The sequence below is a fragment of the Serratia sp. M24T3 genome (genome assembly GCF_000257645.1).
Lineage (GTDB): Bacteria > Pseudomonadota > Gammaproteobacteria > Enterobacterales > Enterobacteriaceae > Rouxiella.
The window spans coordinates 1-1,218 of record NZ_AJHJ01000078.1; the positions used below are offsets into that span (position 1 = coordinate 1).

General features: G+C 54.7%; 1 protein-coding gene. It reads left to right on the forward strand.

The genetic code is table 11. The features are described from left to right. Positions 1-71 precede the first annotated feature (71 nt). A protein-coding gene (locus SPM24T3_RS24000) for an IS3 family transposase (RefSeq protein WP_086013251.1) occupies positions 72-1,192 on the forward strand; the annotation gives its coding sequence in 2 pieces (ribosomal slippage) (positions 72-330 and positions 330-1,192; 1,122 coding nt in all). Positions 1,193-1,218 lie beyond the last annotated feature (26 nt).

Consider the following 1,218-nt stretch of genomic DNA (forward strand, 5'->3'; position numbering starts at 1 on the left):
TGACCTGCTCCCCGTTGATTAGTACACCCCGATGTTAGTAATGTCTTCATAAGCCACATGAGGACATCCCCATGAAGAAGCGTTTTTCCGACCAACAGATCATCAGTATTCTCCGCGAGGCTGAAGCCGGCGTATCCGCCCGTGAACTCTGCCGCAAGCACGCCATTTCCGATGCCACGTTTTACACCTGGCGTAAGAAGTATGGCGGTATGGAGGTGCCCGAGGTTAAGCGTCTGAAGTCGCTTGAGGAAGAGAACGCCAGACTCAAGAAGCTGCTTGCCGAAGCCATGCTTGATAAGGAGGCGCTTCAGGTGGCTCTGGGGCGAAAGTACTGACGACAGACCAGAAGCGGGAAGCCGTGGTGTTGATGTGTGATACAACCGGTCTGTCGCAACGTCGTGCCTGCAGGCTCACAGATTTATCCCTGTCGACCTGCCGCTATGAGGCTCAGCGTCCGGCGGCTGATGCGCATTTATCTGGGCGCATCACTGAGCTGGCACTGGAGCGCAGGCGTTTTGGCTACCGCCGCATCTGGCAGTTACTGCGCCGTGAAGGGCTTCATGTTAATCACAAGCGCGTGTACCGCCTTTATCATCTGAGCGGGCTGGGCGTAAAACGCAGACGACGTCGTAAAGGGCTGGCAACAGAACGTTTGCCGCTGCTCCGCCCGGCAGCGCCCAATCTGACCTGGTCGATGGATTTCGTCATGGATGCACTGGCCACCGGTCGCAGGATCAAGTGCCTTACCTGCGTCGATGACTTCACAAAGGAATGCCTGACTGTCACTGTTGCCTTTGGGATTTCAGGCGTGCAGGTCACGCGTATTCTTGACAGCATTGCGCTGTTTCGCGGCTATCCGGCTACAATAAGAACTGACCAGGGGCCGGAATTTACCTGTAGAGCACTTGACCAGTGGGCTTATGAGCATGGCGTGGAACTGCGGCTTATCCAGCCCGGCAAGCCGACACAGAACGGATTTATTGAGAGTTTTAACGGACGCTTTCGCGATGAATGCCTGAATGAACATTGGTTCAGCGACGTCAGTCATGCCAGGAAAACCATCAGTGAATGGCGTCAGGATTATAACGAGTGCCGCCCGCACTCCACGCTGAATTATCAGACGCCGTCTGAATTTGCGGCGGGTTGGAAAAAGGGTAATTCTGATAGTGAAGGATCCGACATTACTAAGTGAGCGTTGTATCTAATCCTGGGGGCAGG